Source organism: Streptomyces sp. NPDC002181 (genome assembly GCF_042890485.1).
Classification (GTDB): Bacteria; Actinomycetota; Actinomycetes; order Streptomycetales; family Streptomycetaceae; genus Streptomyces.
In genome coordinates this window covers 300,190-321,135 of sequence record NZ_JBIASC010000008.1, presented here as the reverse complement: position 1 = coordinate 321,135, position 20,946 = coordinate 300,190, and the positions used below count along the sequence as shown (strand labels likewise).

22 protein-coding genes are annotated in these 20,946 nt (G+C 71.3%); 1 reads left to right on the top strand and 21 read right to left on the bottom strand.

What is annotated here, in order from left to right; genetic code table 11:
• From ACFYXV_RS21785 to pyrR, 5 genes are all read right to left on the bottom strand, one after another.
• On the bottom strand, positions 1-131 hold a 131-nt coding region (locus ACFYXV_RS21785; protein ID WP_376021326.1), incomplete at its 3' end, for a carbamoyl-phosphate synthase domain-containing protein.
• Positions 128-709, bottom strand: a complete 582-nt coding sequence (locus tag ACFYXV_RS21780) for a hypothetical protein (RefSeq protein WP_385477377.1) — start codon at positions 707-709, stop codon at positions 128-130. The genes ACFYXV_RS21780 and ACFYXV_RS21785, both read right to left, overlap by 4 nt.
• A complete protein-coding gene (locus ACFYXV_RS21775) occupies positions 706-1,992 on the bottom strand; it encodes a dihydroorotase (protein ID WP_389383771.1) in 1,287 nt (428 codons plus the stop codon). Before ACFYXV_RS21775 ends, ACFYXV_RS21780 begins: the two co-directional genes overlap by 4 nt.
• Before the next feature lie 2 nt (positions 1,993-1,994).
• The gene (locus ACFYXV_RS21770; RefSeq protein WP_389383770.1) at positions 1,995-2,984 is read right to left on the bottom strand and encodes an aspartate carbamoyltransferase catalytic subunit; all 990 of its coding nucleotides are present in this window, start codon (positions 2,982-2,984) and stop codon (positions 1,995-1,997) included.
• Positions 2,985-3,130: 146 nt separating this feature from the next.
• Positions 3,131-3,727 (bottom strand): bifunctional pyr operon transcriptional regulator/uracil phosphoribosyltransferase PyrR, encoded by a 597-nt coding sequence (gene pyrR, locus ACFYXV_RS21765; RefSeq protein ID WP_389383769.1) that lies wholly within the window; start codon positions 3,725-3,727, stop codon positions 3,131-3,133.
• 265 nt (positions 3,728-3,992) lie between these two features.
• Between pyrR and bldD the strand changes: the two genes are divergently transcribed.
• On the top strand, positions 3,993-4,493 hold the full coding sequence (gene bldD, locus ACFYXV_RS21760; protein ID WP_007263032.1) for a transcriptional regulator BldD: 501 nt from the start codon (positions 3,993-3,995) through the stop codon (positions 4,491-4,493).
• Between the two features lie 160 nt (positions 4,494-4,653).
• On the opposite strand, the gene nusB is transcribed toward bldD, so the two are convergent.
• The 16 genes from nusB to ACFYXV_RS21680 form a co-directional block, all read right to left on the bottom strand.
• Positions 4,654-5,085, bottom strand: coding sequence for a transcription antitermination factor NusB (gene nusB, locus ACFYXV_RS21755; RefSeq protein WP_030294584.1), 432 nt, complete (start codon positions 5,083-5,085; stop codon positions 4,654-4,656).
• Positions 5,086-5,087: 2 nt separating this feature from the next.
• The gene (efp, locus tag ACFYXV_RS21750) at positions 5,088-5,654 is read right to left on the bottom strand and encodes an elongation factor P (RefSeq protein WP_383349833.1); all 567 of its coding nucleotides are present in this window, start codon (positions 5,652-5,654) and stop codon (positions 5,088-5,090) included.
• Between the two features lie 59 nt (positions 5,655-5,713).
• Positions 5,714-6,823: an aminopeptidase P family protein gene (locus tag ACFYXV_RS21745; RefSeq protein ID WP_385474652.1), complete on the bottom strand. Its 1,110-nt coding sequence runs from the start codon at positions 6,821-6,823 to the stop codon at positions 5,714-5,716.
• A gap of 134 nt (positions 6,824-6,957) precedes the next feature.
• Positions 6,958-9,324, bottom strand: a complete 2,367-nt coding sequence (locus ACFYXV_RS21740; RefSeq protein ID WP_385474654.1) for an ATP-binding cassette domain-containing protein — start codon at positions 9,322-9,324, stop codon at positions 6,958-6,960.
• A gap of 66 nt (positions 9,325-9,390) precedes the next feature.
• Entirely contained in the window at positions 9,391-9,747 is a 357-nt protein-coding gene (locus tag ACFYXV_RS21735) for a VOC family protein (RefSeq protein WP_385474656.1), read from the bottom strand.
• A gap of 82 nt (positions 9,748-9,829) precedes the next feature.
• On the bottom strand, positions 9,830-10,603 hold the full coding sequence (locus ACFYXV_RS21730) for an AAA family ATPase (RefSeq protein ID WP_385474658.1): 774 nt from the start codon (positions 10,601-10,603) through the stop codon (positions 9,830-9,832).
• Positions 10,604-10,683: 80 nt separating this feature from the next.
• Entirely contained in the window at positions 10,684-11,124 is a 441-nt protein-coding gene (gene aroQ, locus ACFYXV_RS21725; RefSeq protein ID WP_030157440.1) for a type II 3-dehydroquinate dehydratase, read from the bottom strand.
• Positions 11,121-12,212: a 3-dehydroquinate synthase gene (gene aroB, locus ACFYXV_RS21720; protein WP_385474660.1), complete on the bottom strand. Its 1,092-nt coding sequence runs from the start codon at positions 12,210-12,212 to the stop codon at positions 11,121-11,123. The genes aroQ and aroB overlap by 4 nt, the downstream gene beginning before the upstream one ends.
• Positions 12,209-12,727 (bottom strand): shikimate kinase, encoded by a 519-nt coding sequence (locus ACFYXV_RS21715; protein ID WP_385474662.1) that lies wholly within the window; start codon positions 12,725-12,727, stop codon positions 12,209-12,211. The genes aroB and ACFYXV_RS21715 overlap by 4 nt, the downstream gene beginning before the upstream one ends.
• Complete coding sequence (aroC, locus tag ACFYXV_RS21710) at positions 12,724-13,908, bottom strand: chorismate synthase (protein ID WP_030859993.1); 1,185 nt, start codon at positions 13,906-13,908, stop codon at positions 12,724-12,726. Before aroC ends, ACFYXV_RS21715 begins: the two co-directional genes overlap by 4 nt.
• A gap of 228 nt (positions 13,909-14,136) precedes the next feature.
• Positions 14,137-14,958 (bottom strand): shikimate dehydrogenase, encoded by an 822-nt coding sequence (locus ACFYXV_RS21705; protein WP_389383768.1) that lies wholly within the window; start codon positions 14,956-14,958, stop codon positions 14,137-14,139.
• Entirely contained in the window at positions 14,955-16,745 is a 1,791-nt protein-coding gene (mltG, locus tag ACFYXV_RS21700; protein ID WP_389383767.1) for an endolytic transglycosylase MltG, read from the bottom strand. Before mltG ends, ACFYXV_RS21705 begins: the two co-directional genes overlap by 4 nt.
• A gap of 128 nt (positions 16,746-16,873) precedes the next feature.
• Positions 16,874-17,344, bottom strand: a complete 471-nt coding sequence (gene ruvX, locus ACFYXV_RS21695; protein ID WP_366106762.1) for a Holliday junction resolvase RuvX — start codon at positions 17,342-17,344, stop codon at positions 16,874-16,876.
• A 2-nt stretch (positions 17,345-17,346) separates the two neighbouring features.
• Positions 17,347-20,016, bottom strand: a complete 2,670-nt coding sequence (gene alaS / locus ACFYXV_RS21690) for an alanine--tRNA ligase (RefSeq protein WP_389383766.1) — start codon at positions 20,014-20,016, stop codon at positions 17,347-17,349.
• A complete protein-coding gene (locus tag ACFYXV_RS21685; RefSeq protein ID WP_030860002.1) occupies positions 20,016-20,357 on the bottom strand; it encodes a DUF6167 family protein in 342 nt (113 codons plus the stop codon). The genes alaS and ACFYXV_RS21685 overlap by 1 nt, the downstream gene beginning before the upstream one ends.
• An 8-nt stretch (positions 20,358-20,365) precedes the next feature.
• A complete protein-coding gene (locus tag ACFYXV_RS21680; RefSeq protein ID WP_078860196.1) occupies positions 20,366-20,797 on the bottom strand; it encodes a DUF948 domain-containing protein in 432 nt (143 codons plus the stop codon).
• Between the last annotated feature and the right edge of the window lie 149 nt (positions 20,798-20,946).

The following is a 20,946-nucleotide window of genomic DNA, read 5'->3' as shown; positions in this document are numbered from 1 at the left end:
ATGCCGGTGGAGAACACGGCCTCGCCGAAGGTCTCCCCCACAGCGCCGTAGGCGCGGCCCCGGAAGATCCGACCGTCCTCCAGGACGAGAACGGCGGGAGCTTTGGCTGCTCCCCTGGTGGAGGTCGTCATCGTTCGGCGCCTTCCGTCGTGATGGATTGGTTCATGAGATTGATGGCTTCGACCCATGCGGCGTGTTCGGCCGCGCGGTCGGAGCGGAATCCGGAGTCGATCAGCTTGTCGCCGTGCGCCCAGGTGACGACGAGGAGACCGCCCTCGGTGAGTACCTTGCCCGCGATTCCCTTGTCGAGGCGGGCGCCGCGCAGCTGCGCGGCCGGTACGAAGAAGTCGGTGGCACCCGGACGGACCACGTCGAGGCCCGCGTCGGTGAGGGTGAGCTCGACCCGGCTGCGCACCCCCAGACCGTGGGCGACGATCCGGTCGAGCCACTGCCCCGCGGTGGTGGACCCGTGGTAGCGGCCGGTCAGGGCCAGCCGGTGCTCGGGGAGGCCGCCGGGGGCGGCGGGCAGCTCCGGCAGATCGCTCTGCAGGGCGCCGCGCCATTTCCAGCCCTGCCGCATCAGCCAGTACACGAACGCGATGAAGACGAGCAGACCGACCACCCACGCGATGCGTGCGCCCCAGTCCGTCACCTCCGCCGACTGTCGCTCGGCAGCCTCTGCGGCCAGTTGGATTACTGCAGGTGTCACGCCAGTTTCCCGTCCACGACCGTTGCCCGGCCCCGCAGGAAGGTGTGAGTGACGCGTCCCGGCAGCTCACGGCCCTCGTAAGGCGTGTTGCGGCTGCGGGAGGCGAAGTGTGCGGGGTCCACGACACCACGGTACGAGGTATCGACCAAGGTCAGGTTCGCGGGTTCACCTGCCGAGACGGGGCGGCCGTGGTTCTCCAGGCCGCCGATGCGCGCCGGGGAGAAGGACATGCGCTCGGCGACGGCCGCCCAGTCGAGCAGTCCGGTCTCCACCATCGTCTGCTGTACGACGGAGAGCGCGGTCTCCAGGCCGACCATGCCCATGGCGGCGGCGGCCCACTCGCAGTCCTTGTCCTCGTGCGGGTGCGGGGCGTGGTCGGTGGCGACGATGTCGATCGTGCCGTCGGCGAGCGCCTCGCGCAGGGCCATGACGTCGCGCTCGGTGCGCAGCGGCGGGTTGACCTTGTAGACCGCGTTGTACGAGCGGACCAGCTCGTCGGTGAGGAGGAGGTGGTGCGGGGTGACCTCGGCGGTGACGTCGATGCCGCGGGACTTGGCCCAGCGGACGATCTCGACGGAGCCGGCGGTGGAGAGGTGGCAGATGTGCACGCGGGAGCCGACGTGCTCGGCGAGGAGGACGTCGCGGGCGATGATCGACTCCTCGGCGACGGCCGGCCAGCCGCCGAGGCCCAGCTCGGCGGAGACGACGCCCTCGTTCATCTGGGCGCCCTCGGTCAGGCGGGGCTCCTGGGCGTGCTGGGCGACGACGCCGCCGAAGGCCTTCACGTACTCCAGGGCGCGGCGCATGATGACCGCGTCGTCCACGCACTTGCCGTCGTCGGAGAAGACGGTGACGCGGGCGGCGGAGTCGTGCATGGCGCCCAGCTCGGAGAGCTGCTTGCCCTCCAGGCCGACGGTGACGGCGCCGATGGGCTGCACGTCGCAGTAGCCGGACTCCTTGCCCAGGCGCCAGACCTGCTCGACGACGCCGGCGGTGTCGGCGACCGGGAAGGTGTTCGCCATGGCGAAGACGGCGGTGTAGCCGCCGGAGGCGGCGGCGCGGGTGCCGGTCAGGACGGTCTCGGAGTCCTCGCGGCCGGGCTCGCGCAGGTGGGTGTGCAGGTCGACCAGGCCGGGCAGGAGGACCTGGCCCCCGGCCTCGATGACGGTCGCGCCCTCGGCGGAGAGTCCGGTGCCGACCTCGGCGATGGTCTCGCCGTCGATCAGGACGTCCTGCGCCTCGCCACCGAGTACCTTCGCCCCGCGGATCAGGATCTTGCTCATGATTACTTGCTCTCCTCGATACGGGGCGTGCTGGTGGTGGTGACGGCGGGCTCGGAGCCTCCGAGCAGCAGGTACAGCACGGCCATCCGGGTGGACACGCCGTTGGCGACCTGCTCCACGGCCGTGCAGCGGTCGGAGTCGGCGACCTCGGCGGTGATCTCCATGCCGCGGTTCATCGGGCCGGGGTGCATCACGATGGCGTGCTCGGGCATCTTGGCCATGCGGTCGCCGTCGAGACCGTACCGGCGGGAGTACTCGCGCTCGGTCGGGAAGAAGGCGGCGTTCATGCGTTCGCGCTGCACACGCAGCATCATGACCGCGTCGGACTTCGGCAGCACGTTGTCGAGGCTGTACGAGACCTCGCAGGGCCAGCTCTCGACGCCGATCGGGACCAGGGTGGGCGGGGCCACGACGGTGACCTCGGCGCCGAGGGTGTGCAGCAGCTGGACGTTGGAGCGGGCGACGCGGCTGTGCAGGACGTCGCCGACGATGGTGATGCGGCGGCCGTTCAGGTCCTTGCCGAGGCCGGCGTCGCGGCCGACCAGGCGTCGGCGCATGGTGAAGGCGTCCAGCAGGGCCTGGGTGGGGTGCTCGTGGGTGCCGTCACCGGCGTTGACGACGGCGGAGTCGATCCAGCCGGAGGTCGCGAGCCGGTAGGGGGCGCCGGAGGCGTGGTGACGGATGACGACGGCGTCGGCGCCCATGGCCTCCAGCGTCAGCGCGGTGTCCTTGAGGGATTCGCCCTTGGAGACCGAGGAGCCCTTGGCGGAGAAGTTGATGACGTCGGCGGACAGCCGCTTGGCGGCCGCTTCGAAGGAGATCCGGGTGCGGGTCGAGTCCTCGAAGAAGAGGTTGACGACGGTGAGGCCGCGCAGGGTGGGCAGCTTCTTGATCGGCCGGTCCGCGACACGGGCCATCTCCTCGGCGGTGTCGAGGATGAGGACGGCGTCGTCGCGCGTGAGATCGGCGGCCGAGATGAGGTGGCGCTTCATCAGGGTGCTCCGTTGGTCGAGGAGGTCAGAGCGGGGAGGTGCAGAGCAGCGTGGCCGGGCGGCAGGGCTGCGGACGGCAGGGGGCGCGGGCCCTGCGGGCAGGCTCGCGCGCGGGCCCCCGCGTTCGGGGCCCTCACTCGTACGGGCTACTGCCCGGCCGTCGTGTCGGTCCGCTGGCCGAGCAGCACGGCGTCTCGGCCGTCCTCCTCCTGGAGCTGGACCTTGACGGTCTCCCGCAGCGACGTGGGGAGGTTCTTGCCGACGTAGTCGGCGCGGATCGGCAGCTCGCGGTGGCCCCGGTCGACGAGGACGGCGAGCTGCACGGCGCGGGGGCGGCCGAGGTCGCCCAGCGCGTCGAGGGCGGCTCTGATGGTGCGGCCGGAGAAGAGCACGTCGTCGACGAGGACGACGAGGCGTCCGTCGATGTCGTCGCCGGGGATCTCGGTGCGTCCGATCGTGCGGGCGGGCTTCAGCCGCAGATCGTCGCGGTACATGGTGATGTCGAGGGAACCGACCGGGATCTTCGTGCCGGTGATCTCTTCGAGCTTGGCGGCCAGCCGGCGGGCGAGGTACACGCCGCGGGTGGGAATGCCGAGGAGCACCACGTCGTCGGCGCCCTTGGCGCGTTCGACGATCTCGTGGGCGATGCGGGTCAGCACCCGCGCGATGTCCTGTGCCTCCAGCACGGGGCGCATCGCCTCGGTGCCCTGGGCACCGACGTTCTGAGCAGCCTGAGCGTCCATGAAAAGGACCTCCTTCTCCGCCTCACGGGACGGACCTTAAAGGACGTCTGATGTACGGGGTCCACGTTACCAGGGCCCGGACGGGGAACCGGCACGGGGCCCGGGCGACGCCCCTCGTACGTGGGCGCGCGACATCATTCGGCTTGACGCATCCAAGTAACGCTGCGTAACCTCACAGTGAGTTACCAGGCCGCGCGGCGGAGCCGCACGTGGTCCATGTCGTCCGTGCCCATGTCGTCACAGCGTCACAGCGTCCGGGAGCGTTATGTCCAGCGAATACGCCAAACAGCTCGGGGCCAAGCTCCGCGCCATCCGCACCCAGCAGGGCCTCTCCCTCCATGGTGTCGAGGAGAAGTCCCAGGGCCGGTGGAAGGCCGTGGTGGTCGGGTCGTACGAGCGCGGGGACCGCGCCGTGACCGTCCAGCGCCTCGCCGAGCTGGCGGACTTCTACGGGGTTCCGGTGCAGGAACTGCTGCCGGGTACGACCCCGGGCGGGGCCGCCGAGCCGCCGCCGAAGCTGCGCCTCGACCTGGAGCGCCTGGCGGGCGTGCCCGCCGAGAAGGCCGGCCCGCTCCAGCGGTACGCAGCCACCATCCAGAGCCAGCGCGGGGACTACAACGGCAAGGTGCTGTCGATCCGCCAGGACGACCTGCGCACCCTGGCCGTCATCTACGACCAGTCCCCCTCGGTCCTGACCGAGCAGCTGATCAGCTGGGGCGTGCTCGACGCGGACGCGCGGCGCGCCGTGGCGCACGAGGACATCTAGTCCCCGCGCCCAGGACCAGCAGAAACGTTACCGGCGTGGGCCGGGAGCCAGGTGTGGCTCCCGGCCCACGCCGGTTTTCGCGCATCACCGTCCGCGGACGGACGGAGGGCCCGCAGCGCGCGTGCGCTGCGGGCCCTCCGTTCTCGCCGAACCGGCGGGGCTACTCGCCCCGGCGCAGGCTCGGCTTCAGGTCCTTGAAGCGGGCCAGCAGCCCGTTCACGAACGAGGGGGACTCGTCCGTCGAGAACTCCTTGGCCAGCTGGACGGCCTCGTCGATGGCCACGGCGTCCGGGGTGTCGTCCACCCAGATCAGCTCGTAGGCGCCGAGCCGCAGGATGTTCCGGTCCACGACCGGCATGCGGTCGAGCTCCCAGTCCACGGCGTAGGTGACGATCAGATCGTCGATGCGGTTCACCTTGTCGGCGTACCCCTCGACGAGATCCATCGTGAAGGCGCTGACGGGCGGCTGCCGGTCGTCCGACCGCGCGTGGCGGATCCAGTCCGCGAGGACCTCGCGCACGGGCACCCCGCGCTGGTCGGCCTCGAACAGGATCTGGAAGGCGCGCTTGCGCGCGTTGCTGCGGGCAGCCACGGTTAGCTGTTCACCCGGCCGAGGTAGTCGCTGGTGCGGGTGTCGACCTTGATCTTCTCGCCCGTGGTCACGAACAGCGGGACCTGGATCTCGTGGCCCGTCTCCAGGCGCGCGGGCTTGGTGCCGCCGGTGGAGCGGTCGCCCTGGACGCCCGGGTCGGTGTGCTCGATGACCAGCTCGACGGCGGCCGGGAGCTCGACGTAGAGCACCTCGCCCTCGTGCTGGGCGACCGAGGCGGTGAAGCCCTCGATGAGGAAGTTGGCGGCGTCGCCGACGGCCTTCCTGTCGACCATCAGCTGGTCGTAGGTCTGCATGTCCATGAAGACGAAGTACTCGCCGTCCATGTACGAGAACTGCATGTCACGGCGGTCGATGGTGGCCGTCTCGACCTTCGTGCCGGCGTTGAACGTCTTGTCGACGACCTTGCCGGAGAGCACGTGCTTGAGCTTGGTGCGCACGAAGGCCGGGCCCTTGCCGGGCTTGACGTGCTGGAACTCGACGACGGACCAGAGCTGGCCACCGTCGAGCTTGAGCACCATGCCGTTCTTGAGGTCGTTCGTGGAAGCCACGGTTGCGGAATCTCCTGCACTGGAAGACCACGGGTGCGCGCACAGTCCGCCACGGCGGACTAGAGCGCGAGCAGCTCCTTGGTCGTAATGGTGAGTAGCTCGGGACCGCCGTCCGCCTCGGGGCGTACGACGAGCGTGTCATCGATCCGGACACCTCCACGGCCCGGGAGGTGAACTCCCGGTTCGACGGTGACCGGCACGCAAGCGTCCAGTTTACCCATTGCCGTAGGTGCAAGCTGCGGGTCCTCGTCGATTTCGAGGCCGACACCGTGTCCGGTCGACGGAGCGAGGGCCGCACCGTGCCCCCCGGAGTCCAGCACGGACCGCGCGGCGTGGTCGACTTCGCGGTACGCGGCGCCCGGCAGGAGCGCTTCCCGGCCCGCCCGCTGGGCCGCGAAAACAAGATCGTAGAGCTCGATCTGCCAGTCCGCCGGGCTGGTGCCGATCACGAAGGTCCGGCCGATCTCACAGCGGTAGCCGCGGTAATTGGCGCCGAGGCAGACGGAGAGGAAGTCCCCCTCCTCGACCCGGCGGTCCGAGGGCCGGTGCCGGGAGAGGCCCGAGTTCGGCCCGGTGCCGACGCAGGTCGGGAAGGCCGGCCCGTCGGCGCCGTGGTCGACGAGGCGGCGCTCCAGCTCCAGGGCGAGGTGCCGCTCGGTCCGGCCGACCAGGATCGACTCCAGCAGCTCGCCGAGGGCCTGGTCGGCGATCTCGGCGGCGATCCGCAGGCAGGCGATCTCCTCCTCGTCCTTGACGAGGCGCTGCTGCTCCACGGCGGTGCCCAGGTCCACGAGCCGCAGCTTGGGGGCGACGGAGCGCAGGGCGCGGTGGCGGGCGACGGTGAGGTGGTGCTCCTCGACGGCCAGCGACTCGGCCCGCAGCGACCCGGCCATGTCCCCGGCCGCGACGGCCGCGTCGCTGCCCGGGCCGGCGAGCACGGAGAGCCGCAGCCGCTCGTCGAGGCGGCCCTCGTCGGCCTCGCCGGTGGGCGGGCCGACGGTGAACAGCATGTCCTCGCCGTCCGGCCCGACGAGCAGGACGGCGGACGGCGGGGAGGCCCCGGCGAGGTAGCGGACGTTCGCCGGACGCGTGATCAGTGCGGCGGCGTTCCCCGCGGCGGCACAGCGGTCGCGAAGCAGGCCCCGGCGGGTCGCGTACACGTCTGACATGTCTTCGAGCGTACGAGCGCCCCGCGCATCCGGCCTGGTGAGCACACCCGTACGGGGCCGGGGCCCGGTGGCGGCCCCGGCCGCCGGGCCCCGGCAGGACCGCGCCCGTCGGCCGCGTCCGTCAGCCGCGCCCGTCAGCCGCCCACGTACGCCGCGAGGTGCTCGCCGGTGAGGGTGGCTCGCCCGGCGACGAGCTCGGCGGGGGTGCCCTCGAAGACGATCCGGCCGCCGTCGTGGCCCGCGCCGGGCCCGAGGTCGACGATCCAGTCGGCGTGCGCCATGACGGCCTGGTGGTGCTCCACGACGATCACGGACTTCCCGGAGTCGACGAGGCGGTCCAGCAGGCCGAGCAGGTGCTCGACGTCGGCGAGGTGCAGTCCGGCCGTCGGCTCGTCGAGCACGTACACCCCGCCCTTCTCGGCCATGTGCGTCGCCAGCTTGAGCCGCTGGCGCTCGCCGCCGGAGAGGGTCGTGAGCGGCTGGCCGATGGTGAGGTAGCCGAGGCCCACGTCGGCGAGGCGCGAGACGATGCGGTGCGCGGCCGGCAGGTGCCCCTCCCCCGGCCCGAAGAACGCCTCGGCCTCGGTCACCGACATCGCGAGGACCTCGCTGATGTCCTTGCCGCCGAAGTGGTAGTCGAGGACCGAGGAGTCGAAGCGCCGGCCCTCGCACTCCTCGCAGGTGGTGGCGACGCCGGCCATCATCGCCAGGTCGGTGTAGATGACCCCGGCGCCGTTGCAGGTCGGGCAGGCGCCCTCGGAGTTGGCGCTGAACAGGGCCGGCTTCACGTCGTTGGCCTTGGCGAACGCCTTGCGGATCGGGTCGAGCAGTCCGGTGTACGTCGCCGGGTTGCTGCGCCGCGATCCCTTGATGGCGCCCTGGTCGACGGAGACCACGCCCTCGCTCGCGGGGATGGAGCCGTGGACGAGCGAGCTCTTGCCGGAGCCCGCGACTCCGGTGACGACCGTGAGCACCCCGAGCGGGATGTCCACGTCCACGTCGCGGAGGTTGTGGGCCTTGGCGCCGCGGATCTCCAGCGTGCCGGTGGGCTTGCGCACGCTCTCCTTGACCGAGGCCCGGTCGTCGAAGTGCCGGCCGGTGATGGTGCCGCCGGTCCGCAGCCCCTCGACGGTGCCCTCGAAGCAGACGGTGCCGCCGCCGGAGCCGGCGCCCGGACCGAGGTCGACGACGTGGTCGGCGATCGCGATCGTCTCCGGCTTGTGCTCCACCACGAGCACCGTGTTGCCCTTGTCCCGCAGCCGCAGGAGCAGGTTGTTCATGCGCTGGATGTCGTGCGGGTGCAGGCCGGTGGTGGGCTCGTCGAAGACGTACGTGACGTCGGTGAGCGAGGAGCCGAGGTGGCGGATCATCTTGACGCGCTGCGCCTCGCCGCCCGACAGCGTGCCCGACGCGCGGTCGAGCGAGAGGTAGCCGAGGCCGATCTCCACGAACGAGTCGAGCGTCCCCAGGAGCGTCGCGAGCAGCGGCGCCACCGAGGGCTCGTCGAGCGCGCGGACCCATTCGGCGAGGTCGCGGATCTCCATCGCGCACAGGTCGGCGATGTTCTTCCGCTTGATCTTCGAGGAGCGCGCGCCCTCGTTGAGGCGGGTGCCCGCGCAGTCGGGGCAGGTGGTGAAGGTGACCGCCCGCTCCACGAAGGCGCGGATGTGCGGCTGCATGGACTCGGTGTCCTTGGACAGCATCGACTTCTGGACCCGCGGGATCAGGCCCTCGTACGTCATGTTGATGCCCGCGATCTTCATGCGGGTCGGCTCGCGGTGCAGGAGGTCCTGCAGTTCCTTCTTCGTGTACTTGGCGATCGGCTTGTCCGGGTCGAAGAAGCCGGACTCGATGTAGAGGCGGGAGTTCCAGCCTCCGCCGGTGTACCCGGGGATGGTGAACGCGCCCTCGTTCAGCGACTTGGTGTCGTCGTAGAGCTGCGTGAGGTCGATGTCGGTGACCGCGCCGCGGCCCTCGCAGCGCGGGCACATGCCGCCGGTGATGCTGAAGCTGCGCTTCTCCTTGACCTCCTGGCCGCCGCGCCGGACCGTGACCGCGCCGGCTCCGCTGATGGAGGCGACGTTGAAGGAGAAGGCCTTGGCAGAGCCGATGTGCGGCTTGCCGAGCCTGCTGAAGAGGATCCGCAGCATGGCGTTGACGTCGGTGGCGGTGCCCACCGTGGAGCGCGGATCGCCGCCCATCCGCTGCTGGTCGACGGTGATCGCGGTGGTCAGACCGTCGAGCACGTCGACCTCGGGGCGGGCCAGGGCCGGCATGAAGCCCTGGACGAAGGCGCTGTACGTCTCGTTGATCAGCCGCTGCGACTCTGCGGCGATCGTGTCGAACACCAGCGAGCTCTTGCCCGAGCCGGAGACGCCGGTGAACACCGTCAGGCGCCGCTTGGGGATCTCGATGCTGACGTCCTTGAGGTTGTTCACCCGCGCGCCGTGCACGCGGATCAGATCGTGGCTGTCGGCATCGTGCAGCACTGGCCTGTCCATGCTCATGGTGTCTCCGTCGGTCGGTCGGGCAGCCTGGCTCGATCCAATCAGCTGTGCGGGGCGCGCTCAGCGGTCCTGGATCAGCCCGAGAACATTGCCGTCGGGGTCGGTGAAGGTGGCCACGAGGCGGCCGCCGCCGACGTCGCGCACGGGGGCCTTGAGCTTGGCCCCGGCGGCGGTCACCTCGGCGAGCTTCGCCTCGATGTCCGGCACGTGCCAGTGGGCCACCGGCCCGGTCATGCCCTGTTCGGCGCCGCCGGGCACGAGCCCGATCTGCTGGCCGCCGGCCTCGTAGCCGACGTAGTACGGCTCGTCGGTCGTCGGCGCGACGCCGAGCAGTGCGGTGTACACGTCCTTGGCGGCGGCCAGGTCGGAGACGGGGTGCAGGACGGTCTGGATTCCCCGGGTGGGAGAGGTGGTCATGATCACTCCTGAAGCGGTGGGTTCGGCGTGGAATTCACGCTAGCCGCGGGGTGCGGCCCCACGCTTCTCCAAACCTGACCGCTTAGAAGGCGGGCGTGCCGAGGGCTCGTGCCAGGGCCTCGTCCAGGGCCCGCGAGGTGGCCTCCACGTCCAGGTCCGAGTTGTCGATGATCGGCAGGCCGGAGCCGTACCAGCCCGCCATGCGGCCGTGGATGCGGGCGACCTCCTCGTCCGACAGGCGCCGGTTGCCCGAGCGGGCGGCGTTGCGCTCCAGGACGATCTCCAGGCCGGGCAGGAGGACGACGGGCAGCAGGGCGGGGCCCACGTGCCGCTTCCAGCCGCCCAGGCCCACCACGGGCCGGTCGGGGAACACGGCGTCGTCGAGGATGCAGGAGATCCCGTTGGCCAGGAAGTTGCGGGCGGCGAACCCGCAGGTGCGCCGGGCCAGCCGGTACTGGGCCTCGGAGTGGTCGTTCCAGCCCGCCTGCGGGTCCGCGAAGCCCGAGCACACCCACTCCCGGACGTCGTCCAGGCTCACGTGCGCGGTGGGCACGGGGCGGGTGCTCGCCCAGTGCCGGGCCACGGTGGTCTTGCCGGCGCCCGCCGGGCCGATCAGCAGCACGGCCAGCGTCGCGCCGCCGGTCCCGCTCACCGCGGGCGGGAGCGGAATGTGCCCCGTGGCCTCGGGGCCGGGCGGCGGCGCGTGCACGGCCGCGTGCGAGTGCGGCGGCCCGGCCGGCGGAACGGGCACCGGCACCGGCCATCCCTGTGCAGGGGGTATCGGCGGCTGCGGCGGCACGGCCGCATGGTGATTCGGCTGCCCCCAGCCCGCGCCGCCCCCCACTCCTTGCTGCATCCGCTGCCACTCCGTCTCGTTCCACCGACTGATGCGAGAACGTTATATGACCGCGGGGCGGAAGCCGCCCACCAGCACCGTCAGAGTGCGACTTCGTCCGCCAGAGCGCGCAGCGCCAGCCGGTACGAGCCGATCCCGAAGCCCGCCACCGTCCCGGTCGCCACCGAGGCGATGACCGAAGTGTGCCGGAACTCCTCACGTGCGTACGGGTTCGAGATGTGCACCTCGATCAGCGGCGCGGTGCGCTGCGCCGCCGCGTCCCGCATGGCGTACGAGTAGTGCGTGAAGGCACCCGGGTTGATCACGACCGGGATCTTGCCGTCCGCCGCCTCGTGCAGCCAGCGCACGATCGCGCCCTCGTCGTTGGTCTCGCGGACCTCGACGTCGAAGCCGAGCTCCTCGCCCAGCGTGCGGCAGCTCTCGACGAGCCCGGCGTACGAGGTGGCCCCGTACACGTCGGGCTCGCGCGACCCGAGCCGGCCCAGGTTCGGCCCGTTCAGGACCAGCACCTTGCGGCTCACGCGGACACCTCGCCGTACGCCGCGATCAGGTGGGCCGGGTCGGGGCCCTCCAGGACGGTGGGCTTGGCCAGGCCGTCGAGGACGATGAAGCGCAGCAGGTTGCCGCGGGACTTCTTGTCGACCTGCATGGTCTGGAGCAGCTTGGGCCACTGGTCGCCGCGGTACGTCAGCGGCAGCCCGACCGCGGCCAGGATCTCCCGGTGCCGGTCGGCCGTCGCGTCGTCGAGCCGGCCCGCGAGCCGGCCGAGCTCGGCCGCGAAGACCATGCCGACCGACACGGCCGCGCCGTGCCGCCACTTGTAGCGCTCGTTCTTCTCGATGGCGTGCGCGAGCGTGTGCCCGTAGTTGAGGATCTCCCGCAGGCCCGATTCCTTCAGGTCGCTGGAGACGACGTCCGCCTTGACCCGGATCGAGCGGACGATGAGCTCCGCGGTGTGCGGACCGTCGGGCGTGCGGGCCGCGGCCGGGTCCGCCTCGATCAGGTCGAGGATCGCCGGGTCGGAGATGAATCCGGCCTTGATGATCTCGGCGAGGCCGCTGACGTAGTCGTTGACCGGCAGGGAGTCCAGGGCCGCCAGGTCGCACAGCACGCCGGCCGGCGGGTGGAAGGCGCCGACCAGGTTCTTGCCCTCGGCGGTGTTGATGCCGGTCTTGCCGCCGACGGCCGCGTCCACCATCGCCAGGACGGTGGTCGGTACGGCGATCCAGCGCACCCCGCGCAGCCAGGAGGCCGCGACGAAGCCCGCGAGGTCGGTGGTGGCCCCGCCGCCGACGCCGACGATCACGTCGGTGCGGGTGAACCCGGACTGGCCGAGCGCCTTCCAGCAGTACGCCGCGACCTCGACGGTCTTGGCCTCTTCGGCGTTCGGCACCTGGATGGCGACCGCCTCGTAGCCCTGCGCGGCCAGGTCGTCGCGCAGTGCCTCACCGGTCGAGGCCAGCGCCTCGGGGTGGATCACGGCGACCCGCTGGGCCCTGGTGCCGATCAGGCCGCCCAGCTCGCCGAGCAGCTGCCGGCCCACCAGTACCTCGTACGCGTCGTGTCCGGCGCTGGCGCCGACCTGGATGCGCGTCACCTGGTCTGTCATACGTCCTTCAACTCCAGAGCGTCGAGGACCGCCTGGGCGACCTCTTCGGGGGTGCGGTCGTCGGTGGCCACCACGACGCGCGCGACTTCGGTGTACAGGGGGCGGCGGGCCTCCATAAGCTCGCGCCACTGGCGGCGCGGGTTGACGGCGAGCAGCGGGCGGGCTGCGCCCAGGCCGACGCGCCGGACGGCCTCCTCGACGTCCATCGACAGATAGGCGACGGGCAGGCCGGCCAGCAGCTCCCGGGTGCCCGCGTCGAGGACGGCGCCGCCGCCGAGGGCGAGGACTCCGGTGTGCCCGGCGACGGCGGCGGCGACCGCCTGCCGCTCCAGCTCACGGAAGTACGGCTCGCCCTCGTCGACGAACAGGTCGGAGATCTCGCGGCCCTGGGCCGCGACGATGTCGGCGTCGGTGTCCCGGTAGGGGACGCCGAGCCGCTCGGCGAGCAGCGCCCCCACCGTGGACTTGCCGGACCCCATGGGCCCGACGAGGACGACCAGTGGTCCGCCCGTCACCGGATCTGCAGGTTGTCGAGGTACGACTGCACGTTGCGCCGGGTCTCGGGCACCGAGTCGCCGCCGAACTTCTCCACGACCGCGTCCGCGAGGACGAGGGCGACCATCGCCTCGGCGACGATGCCCGCCGCGGGGACGGCGCAGACGTCGGAGCGCTGGTGGTGGGCGGCGGCGGCCTCGCCGGTGGCGACGTCGATCGTGGCGAGCGCCTTCGGCACCGTCGCGATCGGCTTCATGGCGGCCCGTACTCGCAGCAGCTCACCGGTGGTCAGACCGCCCTCGGTGCCGCCGGAGCGGCCGGAGGTGCGCTTGATGCCCTCGGGGGTGGCCACGATCTCGTCGTGCGCCTGCGAGCCGGGTACGCGGGCCAGGTCGAAGCCGTCGCCGACCTCGACGCCCTTGATCGCCTGGATGCCCATCAGCGCGGCCGCGAGGCGCGCGTCGAGGCGGCGGTCCCAGTGCACGTGCGAGCCGAGGCCGACCGGCACCCCGTACGCGAGGACCTCGACGACGCCGCCGAGGGTGTCCCCGTCCTTGTGGGCCTGGTCGATCTCGGCGACCATCGCCTTCGACGCGTCGGCGTCGAGGCAGCGCACCGGGTCCGCGTCGAGCTTCTCCACGTCGGCGGGGGTCGGGTAGACGCCGTACGGGGCCTTGGCCGAGGCGAGCTCCACCACGTGCGAGACGATCTCGATGCCCGCGACCTCCTTGATGAAGGAGCGGGCGACGGCGCCGAGGGCGACGCGGGCGGCGGTCTCACGGGCGCTCGCGCGCTCCAGGATCGGCCGGGCCTCGTCGAAGCCGTACTTCTGCATGCCCGCCAGGTCGGCGTGGCCCGGGCGCGGCCGGGTCAGCGGCGCGTTGCGGCCGGTGTCCTTGAGCAGCGACGGGTCGACCGGGTCGGCCGACATGACGGTCTCCCACTTCGGCCACTCCGTGTTGCCGATCATGACGGCGATCGGGGAGCCCTGGGACAGGCCGTGACGGACGCCGCCGAGGAAGGTGACCTCGTCCTGCTCGAACTTCATCCGGGCACCGCGGCCATAGCCGAGCCGGCGCCGGGCCAGGTGGTCGGCCACCAGCTCGGTGGTGACCGGAACGCCGGCGGGAAGGCCCTCCAGCGTCGCGACCAGTGCCGGTCCGTGCGACTCTCCTGCGGTCAGCCAACGCAACCTGCTCAACGATGCTCCTCATGCTCGCGCCTGGGTACTGCGGCGGCGCGGCCGGGTGCTCGGCCCGGACCCGCCACACCCGATCCTCCCACGTCCGGGCCGGTGCGCCGCCCTCCGGTCCAGCTGGCGGACGGCGGTGCACCCGGGCTCACCCTGGCGAGTGCGGCCGTACGCGGGCAAGATCGGCCCGAGCAGTGCATCAGGTGCGGTGGCGGCGGGTCCCGCCGTGGCGGCCGATCAGTGCCGGGCGCGCAGCGCGGCCTCTCCCGCGGCCCGCATGGCGGCCAGCGGCGCGGTGTGGCGGCCGGTCATCTGCTCGACCTGGAGCACCGCCTGGTGGACGAGGAGGTCCAGGCCGCCGAGGAGCCGGCCGCCCTGCTCCGACCAGGCCGCCGCGAGCGCGGTCGGCCACGGGTCGTAGAGCACGTCGAAGAGGGTGCCCGCAGCGGCCGGTACGCGCTCCGCCAGCCAGTCCGTGGCGCGCGCCGGGGTCGTCGCGATGACCAGCGGCGCCCCCAGCCCCTCGGCGGCGTCCGCCCAGTCGGCCGTACGGACGGCCACGTCGAGGCGCTCGCCCCACTCCTGCATCTCGTCGGCGCGGGCCTTGGACCGGACGTACACGGTCACCTCGCCCGGGCAGATCCGGGCGAGGGCGGCCAGGGCCGAGGAGGCGGTGGCCCCGGCGCCGAGGATGGTGGCGCGTTCCACCCGGTCGACGCCGCGCTCGTGGAGCGCGGAGACGATCCCGGGGATGTCGGTGTTGTCGCCGAGGCGCCGTCCGTCCCCGGTCAGGACGACGGTGTTGACGGCCTCGACGGAGGCGGCGGTGTCGCTGACGGCGTCGAGCAGCGGGATGACCGCGCGCTTGAGCGGCATCGTCAGCGACAGCCCGGCCCACTCGGGGCCGAGGCCGGCGACGAACTGCGGGAGCGCGTCCTCGTCTATCTCGAAGCGGTCGTACGACCAGTCGTCGAGGCCGAGCTCCTGGTACGCGGCGCGGTGCAGCACCGGTGAAAGGGAGTGCTCGATCGGTGAACCGAGCACGGCTGCGCGTATCACTGCCCTTCCTTCTTCCTCTCCTCTTCGTACTTCTGGCGGTTGCGGTTGTGCTCCTCGTTCGTCACGGCGAACAGCGTCTCGTTCTCGTTCACCGACACGAAGTAATACCAGGGACCGGTGGCCGGGTTGATCGCCGACTTGAGCGCGTCGGGGCCCGGGCTGCCGATCGGTCCGGGCGGCAGGCCCTTGATCTTGTACGTGTTGTACGGGTCGTCGAGCTTGCGGAGGTCGTTGACGGAACCGACGTCCAGGGTGCTCTGGCCCCGCATGTAGTTGACCGTGGAGTCGAAGTCGAGCAGACCGTAGGTCTCCGTGTTGCCGGGCTTGAGCCGGTTGTAGACGACCCGGGAGATCTTGTCGAAGTCGTGCTGGTACTTGCCCTCGGCCTGGACGAGGCTCGCGACGGTGATGAGCTGCAGCGGGCTGGAGAGGCCGAGCTTGGAGGCCTGGCCCTTGACGTCCGCGCTCTCGTAGGCCTCGTTGGACTTGGCGACCATCTGCTTGAGCATCGACTGCGGGGTCGCGTCCTTGCTGAGGTCGTAGCGGGCCGGGTAGAGGAAGCCCTCCAGCGGGTCCTTGAGGTCCTTGTTGGCGGCCCAGTCGGGCAGACCGAGGTTCTTCGCCTCCTTCGTGGCGACGTCCTTGGTCGTGCCCTCCTTGAGCTTGAGGCGCTCGTCGATGGCCTTGTAGACCTGGCCGGTCTTCCAGCCGGGGATGACGTCGAGGGCGTTGACGCCGGCGCCGCCCACCATCAGGTCGACGGCCGCCTTGCCCGACATGTGCTGCTTCATCGTGTAGGAGCCGGCCTGGATGGCCCCGCCCTTGGGGTTGGCCTTGGCGGCGGCGACGAAGGCGTCGGCGCTCTTGACGACGCCGTGCGCCTTCAGGATGCGGCCCATCTCCCCCATGCCGGTGCCCTTGGGGATGTCGATGGTGACGGAGCCCTCGCCCTCGCCGGCGAAGTCCTCGCCGGTGCTGAACTTGGACTTGATGTAGTCCAGGCCGTAGTAGCCGCCACCGCCGAGCACGCCGATGATCACGACGGCGGCGATCAGGCAGGCGGCGCCGTTGCGGCCCTTGGGCTTCTTGTCCTTGGAACGGCCGCGGCGTCCGCCGCCGCCCGGGGTCTCGGAGTCGCCGTCCTCGCCGGGCAGGGCCGCGGCGTCCTCGCCGGCCGCCTCGTCGGAGAGCTCCGGCTCGGGCTTCGGCTCGGGCTCCGTGACCAGGTGGCGCCGGCCCGGGGGCTGCGGCGGCGGGTAGGCCTCGGGCGTGCCGTAGAGGTCGGGGGCCTCGCCGGGGTAGCCGCCGACGGGCTGCTGGGCGTACGGGTCCGCGCCGAGGTACGGGTCGGCCTGCGGGACGGCCGCGTACTGGGCCTGCGCCTGGGCCTGCGCCTGGACCTGGCCGGTGTCCCAGCCCTGGCCGTCGTACATCGGCTGCTGAGCCTGCTGCGGCTGCTGCGGCTGCTGCTGGTAGAGCTGCTGATGGGTTTGGTGGGGCTGCTGCGGGGCATAGCCCTGCTGCTGGTCCGGGTACTGGCCCTGCTGCACGTACTGCTGCTGGTACTGCGGATCCTGCTGGTACTGCGGGTCCTGGTACTGCGGCGGGTGCCGCTGGTACTGGGCGTCCTGCGGGTACTGCGGCTCCTGCGGGTACTGCTGCTGGGGGCCGGCGGCGTAGGGCATCTGAGCCTGCTGGGCCTCGTGCCCGGTCCACCCGTTGTCCCCGTACAGGGGGTCCTCCGGGTGCCACGGTTCGGGGCCACGGCCCCGGCCATACTCAGTCATCGGTCCCCTAGAGCCGCGAGACGGAGGCAACGGCCCTGTCCGCCGCGGCACCCGGTTCCGCCTCTGAAGTGGTGGGCGACGACTTGTTCGAATGCCGTCGCATCGCGCGGAACGTTACCGTATCGCGATCAGACAACCACTTCGACGCACTCACCGGGCGGATTACCTGATACCCGTTCGGTCTCAAGAGCGTTCTGAAGGATCACCACCGCGGCCGCCTGGTCGATCACCGAACGGCCCTTCTTGGCGTTCTTTCCCGAGGCCCGCAGACCCTGGGCGGCGGTGACCGTGGTCATCCGCTCGTCCACCAGACGGACCGTCACCGGCTTGATGCCCTTGGCGAGTTCCATGGCGAAGGCGCGCACCTTGGCCGCGGCCGGCCCCTCCCGCCCGCTGAGCGAGCGGGGGAGGCCGACCACGACTTCGAGGGGTTCGTACTCCTCGACGAGCTGCCGCAGCCGCCGGTGGGCGAAGGGGATGTCCCGGCCCGGAACGGTTTCCACCGGTGTGGCGAGGACCCCATCGGGGTCGCACGAGGCGACCCCGATCCGGGCGTCCCCGACGTCGATGGCGAGACGGCGGCCACGGCGCAGCGTCATGGTCAGACCGTCTCGACGACGAGGCGCTCGACCGCGGCGATGGCGTCGGGGATGGCGGCCGGGTTCTGGCCGCCGCCCTGGGCCACGTCCGGCTTGCCGCCCCCGCCGCCGCCGAGGGTCTTGGCGGCGGTACGGACCAGGTCACCGGCCTTGAGACCGCGCTCGCGGGCGGCCTCGTTGGTGGCGATGACGGTCAGCGGGCGGTCGTTCGCCGTGGTGAAGAGGGCCACGACGGCCGGGCGGTCGCCCTGGATGCGGCCGCGGACGTCGAGGACCAGCTTGCGCAGGTCGTCGGCGCCGGTGCCGTCCGGGACCGTGCCCACGACGAGGGCCACGCCGCGGATGTCCTGGGCGCCCGCGGCGAGACCGGCGGCGGCCTGGAGGACCTTCTCCGCGCGGAACTTCTCGATCTCCTTCTCGGCGTCCTTCAGCTTGCCGAGCATGGAGGCGATCTTCTCCGGGAGCTCCTCCGGACGGCCCTTGACCAGCTCCTGGAGCTGGGCGACGACCGTGTGCTCCTTGGCGAGGAAGTTGTACGCGTCCACGCCGACGAGGGCCTCGACGCGGCGCACGCCGGAGCCGATGGAGGACTCGCCGAGCAGCTTGACCAGACCCAGCTGGGCGGTGTTGCCGACGTGCGTACCGCCGCACAGCTCCTTGGAGAAGTCGCCGATGGTCACGACGCGCACGCGCTCGCCGTACTTCTCGCCGAACTCGGCGATGGCGCCCTGCTTCTTCGCCTCGTCGATGCTCATGATCTCGGCGGTGACGTCGAGCTCGCGGGAGAGCACGTCGTTGATCTTCTGCTCGACGTCGGTGAGGACGGTGCCGGGGACGGCGTTCGGCGAGCCGAAGTCGAAGCGGAAGCGGCCGGGGCTGTTCTCGGAACCGGCCTGGGCGGCCGTGGGGCCGAGGGCGTCGCGCAGCGCCTGGTGGGTCAGGTGCGTGGCCGAGTGGGCACGGGCGATGGCCCGGCGGCGGTTCACGTCGATGGCGGCGTACGCGGAGGCGCCCACCGTCACCTCGCCGACCTGCACGGAGCCCTTGTGCACGGAGACGCCCGGGACGGGCTGCTGCACGTCGCGGACGACGATGACGGCGCCCGAGTCGAGCTTGATGCGGCCCTGGTCGGCGAGCTGGCCGCCCCCCTCGGCGTAGAAGGGGGTGCGGTCGAGGACGACCTCGACCTCGTCGCCCTCGGAGGCGGCCGGCGCGGAGACGCCGTTGACCAGGAGGCCGACGATGGTCGACTCGCCCTGGGTGGTGGCGTAGCCGGTGAACTCGGTGGCGCCGGAGCCGTCGGCGATCTCCCGGTAGGCGGACATGTCCGCGTGGCCGGTCTTCTTGGCCCTGGCATCGGCCTTGGCCGCATCGCGCTGCTGCTGCATCAGGCGGCGGAAGCCGTCCTCGTCCACGGAGAGGCCCTGCTCGGAGGCCATCTCCAGGGTGAGGTCGATCGGGAAGCCCCAGGTGTCGTGGAGCAGGAACGCCTTGTCACCGGAGAGGACGGTGCCGCCCGCGGCCTTGGCCTCGGTGATGGCCGTGTCGAGGATGTTCGTGCCGCCCTTGAGCGCCTTGAGGAAGGCGGCCTCTTCGGCGAGCGCGACGGTCTCGATGCGCTTGCGGTCGGTGACCAGCTCGGGGTACTGCTGCCCCATCGTGTCGATCACGACGTCGACGAGGTCCTGGACGACCGGGCCGGTGGCGCCCATGAGGCGCATGTTGCGGATGGCTCGGCGCATGATGCGGCGCAGCACGTAGCCGCGGCCCTCGTTGCCGGGGGTCACGCCGTCGCCGATGAGCATGACGGAGGTGCGGATGTGGTCGGCGACCACGCGCATCGACACGTCGGTGTTCTGGGCGGCGCCGTACTGCACGCCGGTGAGCTCGGTGGCCTTGTCCATGACCACGCGCAGGGTGTCGGTCTCGTACATGTTCTGCACGCCCTGCAGGATCATCGCGAGGCGTTCGAGGCCGAGACCGGTGTCGATGTTCTTCGACGGCAGGTCGCCGAGGATCGGGAAGTCTTCCTTCCCGTCGCCGGCGCCGCGCTCGTACTGCATGAAGACCAGGTTCCAGATCTCCACGTAGCGCTCGTCGTTGACGGCCGGGCCGCCCTCGACGCCGAACTCGGGGCCGCGGTCGTAGTTGATCTCCGAGCAGGGGCCGCAGGGGCCCGGGACGCCCATGGACCAGAAGTTGTCCTTCTTGCCCAGGCGCTGGATGCGCTCGGCGGGCACGCCGATCACGTCGCGCCAGATCGTCTCGGCCTCGTCGTCGTCGAGGTAGACGGTGATCCAGAGCTTCTCCGGCTCCAGGCCGTAGCCGCCGTCCGCCACGGAGCTGGTGAGCAACTCCCAGGCGTACTTGATGGCGCCTTCCTTGAAGTAGTCGCCGAAGGAGAAGTTGCCGCACATCTGGAAGAACGTGCCGTGGCGGGTGGTCTTGCCGACCTCTTCGATGTCCGGCGTACGGACGCACTTCTGCACGCTGGTGGCCCGGGGGGCCGGCGGCTTGGTCTCACCGAGGAAGTACGGCTTGAACGGGACCATGCCCGCGTTGACCAGCAGCAGAGTCGGGTCGTCCGCGATGAGCGACGCCGAAGGGACAACGGCGTGACCGCGCTCCTCGAAGAAGCTCAGCCAGCGGCGGCGGATTTCAGCCGACTCCATCAGTGGTCCTCATTCCGGTTGTACGAAAACTTCAGGGGGGTGGTCTTGTCGTTCTGGATGGCCCGCAGGCGCCGCGGCCCGGGGAGGGCGGTGACGTTGTCGGGCCGGTCGGGATCCTGGTGGAGTCCCAGTGCGTCGTTCAGCTCGTCCTCGCGCTGCGTCATTCCCGCCTTGACGTCGAGGGCGAAGTCCTTGAGGCGGTGACCCGCCTCCACTGCCTTGTCGGCTGCCTGGGCGGCGAGGCTCTCCGGTGTCAGCTTCTTCAGCTGGCGGTTGACCTTGGTGGTGGCCCACACGCCGGCGGCTGCGCCGGCGGTGAACCAGAAGGCTCGGCGGAACATCGGAGGTTTCAGCCCTTCTGCTTCCGGCGCCGGGCCGCCGGCACCGTACGGCCAACGATCACAGTACGACGGGACGTCTTCTGCGGCGCGGCTTCCGTGGATTTGCCCAGTGCCTTGCGGACTCCGTACCCGAACGCCGCGACCTTGACCAGCGGCCCGCCGAAGGTGGAGGCCACGGTGGAGGAGAGCGCGGAGGCGTTCGAGGTGACTTCCTGGACGTCGCTGGCGATGGCGTCGACCCGGTCGAGCTGGGTGCGCGCGGAGCGGACGGTGGTGGAGGCGTCCGCCAGCAGCGGGACGGCCTGCTCGGTCACGTCCGCCACCAGCTTGGTGGTCGCCTTGAGCACCTGGGCCAGCCTCACCAGCACCACGGCGAGGAAGGAGACCAGGATGGCCCAGAAGACGGCCACGAGGATCCCGGCCACCTCTCCACCGGACACGATGCACCGCTCTCTGCAGGTCTCTGCGTGTTGATCACCAGACAGGTCTTTCTCCGACCCTATCGCGCCGGAGATCCGCCGCCGTACCGGAATTCCGGGTCCGCGGGAAACAGGAAGCCCGCCGGCTCCCCCAGGGGGGAACCGGCGGG

Coding starts and splice junctions, on each gene's coding strand:
- ACFYXV_RS21775 (WP_389383771.1), bottom strand. CDS start 1,992: ATGAGCAAGATCCTGATCCGCGGGGCGAAGGTACTCGGTGGCGAGGCG.
- ACFYXV_RS21770 (WP_389383770.1), bottom strand. CDS start 2,984: ATGAAGCGCCACCTCATCTCGGCCGCCGATCTCACGCGCGACGACGCC.
- pyrR (WP_389383769.1), bottom strand. CDS start 3,727: ATGGACGCTCAGGCTGCTCAGAACGTCGGTGCCCAGGGCACCGAGGCG.
- bldD (WP_007263032.1), top strand. CDS start 3,993: ATGTCCAGCGAATACGCCAAACAGCTCGGGGCCAAGCTCCGCGCCATC.
- ACFYXV_RS21745 (WP_385474652.1), bottom strand. CDS start 6,823: ATGTCAGACGTGTACGCGACCCGCCGGGGCCTGCTTCGCGACCGCTGT.
- ACFYXV_RS21740 (WP_385474654.1), bottom strand. CDS start 9,324: ATGGACAGGCCAGTGCTGCACGATGCCGACAGCCACGATCTGATCCGC.
- ACFYXV_RS21735 (WP_385474656.1), bottom strand. CDS start 9,747: ATGACCACCTCTCCCACCCGGGGAATCCAGACCGTCCTGCACCCCGTC.
- ACFYXV_RS21730 (WP_385474658.1), bottom strand. CDS start 10,603: ATGCAGCAAGGAGTGGGGGGCGGCGCGGGCTGGGGGCAGCCGAATCAC.
- aroB (WP_385474660.1), bottom strand. CDS start 12,212: ATGACAGACCAGGTGACGCGCATCCAGGTCGGCGCCAGCGCCGGACAC.
- mltG (WP_389383767.1), bottom strand. CDS start 16,745: ATGACTGAGTATGGCCGGGGCCGTGGCCCCGAACCGTGGCACCCGGAG.
- ruvX (WP_366106762.1), bottom strand. CDS start 17,344: ATGACGCTGCGCCGTGGCCGCCGTCTCGCCATCGACGTCGGGGACGCC.
- alaS (WP_389383766.1), bottom strand. CDS start 20,016: ATGGAGTCGGCTGAAATCCGCCGCCGCTGGCTGAGCTTCTTCGAGGAG.
- ACFYXV_RS21685 (WP_030860002.1), bottom strand. CDS start 20,357: ATGTTCCGCCGAGCCTTCTGGTTCACCGCCGGCGCAGCCGCCGGCGTG.